This window comes from Achromobacter sp. Marseille-Q0513 (assembly GCF_018195695.1).
Classification (GTDB): domain Bacteria; phylum Pseudomonadota; class Gammaproteobacteria; order Burkholderiales; family Burkholderiaceae_B; genus Achromobacter.
This window is the reverse complement of sequence record NZ_JAGTJY010000276.1, coordinates 1-5,401: the sequence shown is the minus strand read 5'-3', so window position 1 is coordinate 5,401 and position 5,401 is coordinate 1. Positions and strand designations below refer to the sequence as shown.

Sequence of the window (5,401 nt, the reverse complement as noted above, 5' to 3'; positions counted from 1 at the left end):
CGCCCACGCCATCGACGGCGTGCAGGTCCACGCGGACGGCCATCCGGACATGGAACCCGGCCTGCGCCGGGCGCTGGCCGGCCTGCCGATGGGCGCGCCGCCGCCCGGCTTCGGCCTGCCCGCCACGCTGCTGATCCTGCCCTCGGCCAATGGACGCGAGGCCTGCGCGCGATGAGCGGAGCGGGACTCGCCGCGCTGAGGCGGCTGATCGCGGAGCGCTACGACGCGCTCAGGAACCAGGTCTCGCGGCGCCTGGGCGGCGCCTCCGACCTGGCCGGCGACGCCTTGCACGACGCCTATCTGCGCCTGTCCGCGCGCGACGACCTGGACGGCGTGCGCCATCCGCAGACCTATCTGGTCAACACCGCCGTGCACGCGGCCATCGACCGCATCCGGCAGGACACCCGCCTGCTCAGCGAGAGCGAGGTCAGCGAATTCTTCGAGCTGGAGGACGAGACTCCCGGCCCGGCCGAGATCGCCCAGTCGCGTTCGGACATGCAAGGCATGTTCAAGGCTCTGGACATGCTGACGCCGCGCCAGCGCGACATCCTGGTGGCGGCGCGCGTCGACGGCCTGTCGCGGCCCGAACTGGCGCAGCGCTGGGGCATTTCGCTGCGGCTGGTCGGACGCGAGCTGCAGACCGCGCACGAGCACTGCCTGCGCGCGATGCGACGGGCGCAGGACGTCGCCACATCCGGCCAGCCGCCCGTCGAACCGGGCCGGCGCGGACAAAGAGCGAAAAAATAATGCAAGCAAGTGTGTATTTCACGCGTTTGGCGTGCCGTTTTGCCGTCGCCCAAACGTCTAAGCAAGAGAACGGCGCTTCCGCCCGCGCCGCCCGAACCCGCCCATGAACACCGCACACCGCCCCGGCTCTCCCGACGACGACGCGATCGAACGCGAGGCGCACGCCTGGGCGCGCGTCCTGGGCGCCGGGTCGCCCACCGTCCAGGACGGCGAAGCCTTCAAGGCCTGGCGCGGCCAGAGCCCGACGCACCAGCGCGCCTGGGCGCGAGCCAGCCGAGCCTGGCGCGAACTGGGCGGCGTCGTGCAGGCCTATGCGGCCGAGCGCCCCGCCCAGGCGCGCTCGGATCGCCGGGCGCAGGCGCCATTCTCGCCCCGGCGGCGCTGGCTGCTGGCCGGCGGCGCCGGCGCCTTCGCCAGCCTGGCCGCCGTGGGACTGCTGCGCCCGCCGCTGGGCCTGTGGCCGTCCTATGCCGAAATGCAGGCGGACTACCGGACCGCCACCGGCGAACAGCGCCGCTATGCGCTGGACGCGCAGCAGCTGACGCTGGCGCTGAACACGCAGACCAGCCTGAACGTCGCCACCCGCGACGGCCGGCCGGAGATCGAGCTGGTGGCCGGCGAGGCGGCGATCCAGGCCCGGCGCGACCAGCCTTGCCTGGTGAAAGCCGGCGCCGCGCGCCTGTTGCTGGCCGACGGCGATATCGAGATCCGCCGGCTGCGCGGCCAGCAGGTGCAGCTGCGCTGCAACGCCGGGCAACTCGAAGTGCGCCATCCGCAAGGCGCGCTGCGGCTCGCGGCCGGCATGCAGATCGCCTACGACGACGACACGCTCGACGCCCCCACTCCGCTGCCGGCGCGGCCCTCGGACTGGCGCGCGGGCGTGGTCAGCTTCCACGACCTGCCGCTGGAACAGGCGATCGACGAGATCAACCGCTACCGGCCGGGCCGCGTGGTGCTGATGAATGGGGATTTGGCGCGGCGCCGCCTGAGCGCCCGCTACGAGGTGAAGGACCTGGACCAGGCCATCGCCCAGATACAGCAGCTGTACGGCGCGCAGGTGCGGCGCGTGGGCGATCTGGTCTTCCTTAGCTGAGACGGATGGCGCGCGGCCCGGATTGCGCATGTCATAAAAATTTCATGGGGATTGTTGTGCCGAGTCCCCGCGCGCCGTTCGACTAGATGAGTAAGCCGGCCCCGGCGGCCACGCCGCCGCGGCCCCTCATCGACACACCAGAACGACGCCATGCCCATGTTTCAAGCGCCTTCCGTCCGTCCTTCCTCCTCTCCTCGCGCCTGGCGGCGCACGCCGGTTTCGCAGGCGGTGGCCGCGCTGCTGATCGCCGGCGGCGCGGCGGGCGCGGCGCAGGCGCAATCGCGGGCCTTCAGCCCCGGCTGGTTCGCCGACAAGGGCGCGGCGCAATCAGCCGTGCAACGCTCGGGCCGCCTGCCGGACGGCAGCCTGGCCGGCGTCGGCAACGCCAGCCAGCAGCAGGCGCAGTCGCGCCAGCAGCTGCAGCGCTCGCTCGACAACCTGAACCGCACGGCGGCGGCCGTGGCCGCGCAGCAGGCGGCGCAGGCCGCCGCGCGGGCGGCGGCCGCCGCCAATGGCGCCGGCGTGCCGGACGGACTGACGCCGGGCGGCCTGTGGGCGGCCGAGGGCGCGCAGGCCAAATGGGAAGGCGCCAAGGCGCCGCAGAAGAGCGCGGCCGATGGCCGCCAGGTCGTGACCATCGAGCAGACGCAGTCACGAGCCATCCTGAACTGGGACACCTTCAACGTCGGCCGCAACACCACGCTGCAATTCAAGCAGAACGCGTCCGACGCGGCGCTGAACCGCGTGGTGGGCGCATCCGCGAAGCCCAGCGAGATCCATGGCGCGATCAAGGCCGACGGCACCGTGCTGGTGGTGAACCAGAACGGCGTGATCTTCACCGGCACCAGCCAGGTCAACGCGCGCAACCTGGTGGCGGCCGCCGCCACCATCACCGACGAGCAGTTCCGCGACAAGGGCATCTATACCGATGCCAACGGCACGCTGCCCACCTTCAAGGACGCGCTGGGGCAGATACAGGTGCAGGCCGGCGCGCGCATCGACACCGCCGCGTCCACCACCGCCACCAAGGGCGGCGGCTACGTGCTGCTGCTGGGCCGCGAGGTCCACAACGCCGGCGCCATCGCCACGCCCGGCGGCCAGACCGCGCTGGCGGCGGGCGACGACTTCTACATCCGCAAGGGCTACGGCACCGACGGCAACCTCAAGTCCACCACGGCCGGCAATGAAGTCAGCGCCACGCTCAAGCCCGCCAGCACGGCGGGCCTGGTGCGCAACAGCGGCCTGATCAGCGCCGCCGCCGGCCTGCTGGCGGCCTGCCTGCTGGCGCTGGGGCTGACCGGCACGCTGTGGGTCGCCTTCCCCGCCCTGCTGCTGTCCGGCGGCTGCTGGATCGGCGTGCTGGCCACCTACAACACCACGGTGCAGATGCTGGTGCCGGACTGGGTCAAGGCGCGCTCGCTGGCGCTGTACCAGACCGCCATCTTCGGCGGGCTGGCCGCCGGCTCGTTCATGTGGGGCCATTTCGCCGGCACGCTGGGCGTGTCGGGCGCGCTGGCCGGCGCCGGCGTCATGCTGGGCCTGACCGTTCTGCTGCTGTATCGCTCGCGCCTGCCCGAGCAGGTGGACGCCCAGTCGCTGACGCGCGCCGACAGCGCCGAGCCGGCCCTGCAAGCCGCCGGTTTCGACACCGAGCACGGCGCGGTGCTGGTGGCGGTGCAGTACCAGATTCCGAACGACAAGCTGCGCGCGCTGATCGCCGCCGCCCATCCGCTGCGCCTGATGCGGCTGCGCAACGGCGCGCAGCAGTGGCAACTGTTCCGCGACCTGGAGCGCGAAGGCGTGTGGCGCGAGGTCTTTCTGGTCGAGAGCTGGATGCAGTACCTGCGCATGCTGGACCGCATGACGCTGGCCGACAAGATGGTGCTGGACGGCGTGCGCGCGCTGCACGCCGGCGACGCGGCGCCGGAAGTGTCGCGCAACGTCAGCTACCTGGCGATGAACGGGTCGCAGGGATTCTCGCTGCGGCGGGATCCGGAATCGCTGTAGGGCGCGCCCCCCTCCCGTCCCTGGCGCGGGCTCAGAATGTGATGGTGGCCGTGACGGTATCGCTGTAGCTGCCCGGCCTGGGCGTGGCCTGCGCCGGCACCAGGCCGTAGACGGTATAGCTCTGCGCCGCGCCCGTGCCCTGGCCGGCCAGCGGCGAGCCGCCCGTCGCGTCGCCCCACACGACGGCGTAGTTCGACCCCTGGTACAGCTGGTAGCCGACCGTGTCGGCGGCGGTCGAGTGCTTCATCTTGCGCGCCAGCACGTTGCCGCCCACCGTGCCGCCGTTCAATGCCAGCGAATACGCGTTGTTGTTGGTGCATTGCACGCTGATCTGGCTGCTGCCCGGCACCGGGGCCGTCAGCAGCCCCTGGGCCGGGAACACGAGATTGGTGGCGGAGATGGTGCAGTTCTTCTGCACCAGCGCCTTGATCGTCAACGGGATCTGCAAGGTCTGGGAAGGCGCGCTCAACGGGCAATTCTGCAGCAGCCCGCTGAGCGGAAAGCTTTGCACATCCACCTTGGCCTGCGCGGCCGTGGTGTAGCTTTCCATGTATTGCGTATCGGCATTGTTCACGATGGCCACGGTGTTCTGGCCGCCCGGCAGCTTGGCATAGACGGTCGCCGACACCGACCCGGCGCCGATGCCGGTCAGCAACTGAGAGGTGGGCGCCGTTGTCGTGGCGGCGCCCCAGACGTTGGAATAGCCGGAGTCCGTATACAGGTTGTAGTTCATGCGATAGGAGCCGTTGCCCATCGCGCGCGCCGCGATCGACGGACTGGTCGTGCCCACCCCGATGCTGATGCACACCCGCGTGAACAGCGATAGACCCGTACAGTCCAGCTTGATCAGCCCGCCACTGTTGAGCGTGTCCGTCGGCAGCAAGGGGTTGATCGTGCCGAAGTCGATGGTGGTCGCGCTGCCCGACAGGTTGCAGCTCTGCGCCTGCGCCGCCCCGGCCCAGCACCACGCCATGACGATCAACACGATGGCACGTCTCATTGCTCGCGTTCCTCCAAGGGATGGCAGACATAGGGCCCCAGCGTGGGCATCAGGCGTCCGGGCTCGGCGCCATATTCGAATTGCGCGCGGCAGGACGCGCCCTTGCCCCGCACCGTCAGGTGATTCAACGCCTGCAGGTCCTCGACGAAGGTCATGCCGTCATAGCCCACCACGCTGCGCTTGCCGCTCTCGGCGTGCAGCACCCCGGCCCCCGGCGGCAGGAACTGCCCGTCCGGCGTCTTCAGGATCACCGTGGCCGCCACATAGCGCTCCAGCTGGAAGTTCGCCACCACGCCCGAGCGCGACTGCGGCACCACCACCGCCTTGGTCGATTCCAGCCGCGTATCGACCGGCAGGTTCTCGGCGTCGATCGACAGGCGATTGGCCTGGTACGGGATCAGATCCGGCACCAGCAGGTGGCCCGAGCTGTCGGTCTTGCCCAGCTTGCGGTTCTCGTGCAGCACGTCCACGTCCGGCCGGCCCGTCGACACCAGCGCGAAGCTGTCGTTGATCCGGCGCGACGGCGTGACCACGCCGTCCATCAGCACCAGCGC

The 5,401-nt window shown here is 70.7% G+C and carries 5 protein-coding genes; 3 read left to right on the top strand and 2 right to left on the bottom strand.

The annotated features are described in order from the left end of the window. Positions 1-171: 171 nt before the first annotated feature. The 3 genes from KDH83_RS29230 (at position 172) to KDH83_RS29220 (ending at position 3,847) form a co-directional block, all read left to right on the top strand. Positions 172-747, top strand: a complete 576-nt coding sequence (locus KDH83_RS29230; RefSeq protein WP_212322250.1) for a sigma-70 family RNA polymerase sigma factor — start codon at positions 172-174, stop codon at positions 745-747. 103 nt (positions 748-850) lie between these two features. After that, entirely contained in the window at positions 851-1,840 is a 990-nt protein-coding gene (locus KDH83_RS29225) for a DUF4880 domain-containing protein (protein ID WP_212322248.1), read from the top strand. Between the two features lie 150 nt (positions 1,841-1,990). Continuing rightward, the gene (locus tag KDH83_RS29220) at positions 1,991-3,847 is read left to right on the top strand and encodes an MFS transporter (protein ID WP_212322247.1); all 1,857 of its coding nucleotides are present in this window, start codon (positions 1,991-1,993) and stop codon (positions 3,845-3,847) included. Between the two features lie 31 nt (positions 3,848-3,878). Here the strand turns inward: KDH83_RS29220 and KDH83_RS29215 are convergent, their stop codons facing one another. Together KDH83_RS29215 and KDH83_RS29210 are read right to left on the bottom strand one after the other, a co-directional pair. Beyond that, the gene (locus KDH83_RS29215) at positions 3,879-4,847 is read right to left on the bottom strand and encodes a spore coat U domain-containing protein (protein WP_212322246.1); all 969 of its coding nucleotides are present in this window, start codon (positions 4,845-4,847) and stop codon (positions 3,879-3,881) included. Continuing rightward, a partial coding sequence (locus KDH83_RS29210) for a FimD/PapC C-terminal domain-containing protein (protein WP_212322242.1) occupies positions 4,844-5,401 on the bottom strand: 558 nt, incomplete at its 5' end. The genes KDH83_RS29215 and KDH83_RS29210, both read right to left, overlap by 4 nt.

Excerpts from the sequence above, each read along its gene's own strand:
- KDH83_RS29230 (WP_212322250.1), top strand. The coding sequence starts at position 172 with ATGAGCGGAGCGGGACTCGCCGCGCTGAGGCGGCTGATCGCGGAGCGC.
- KDH83_RS29225 (WP_212322248.1), top strand. The coding sequence starts at position 851 with ATGAACACCGCACACCGCCCCGGCTCTCCCGACGACGACGCGATCGAA.
- KDH83_RS29220 (WP_212322247.1), top strand. The coding sequence starts at position 1,991 with ATGCCCATGTTTCAAGCGCCTTCCGTCCGTCCTTCCTCCTCTCCTCGC.
- KDH83_RS29215 (WP_212322246.1), bottom strand. The coding sequence starts at position 4,847 with ATGAGACGTGCCATCGTGTTGATCGTCATGGCGTGGTGCTGGGCCGGG.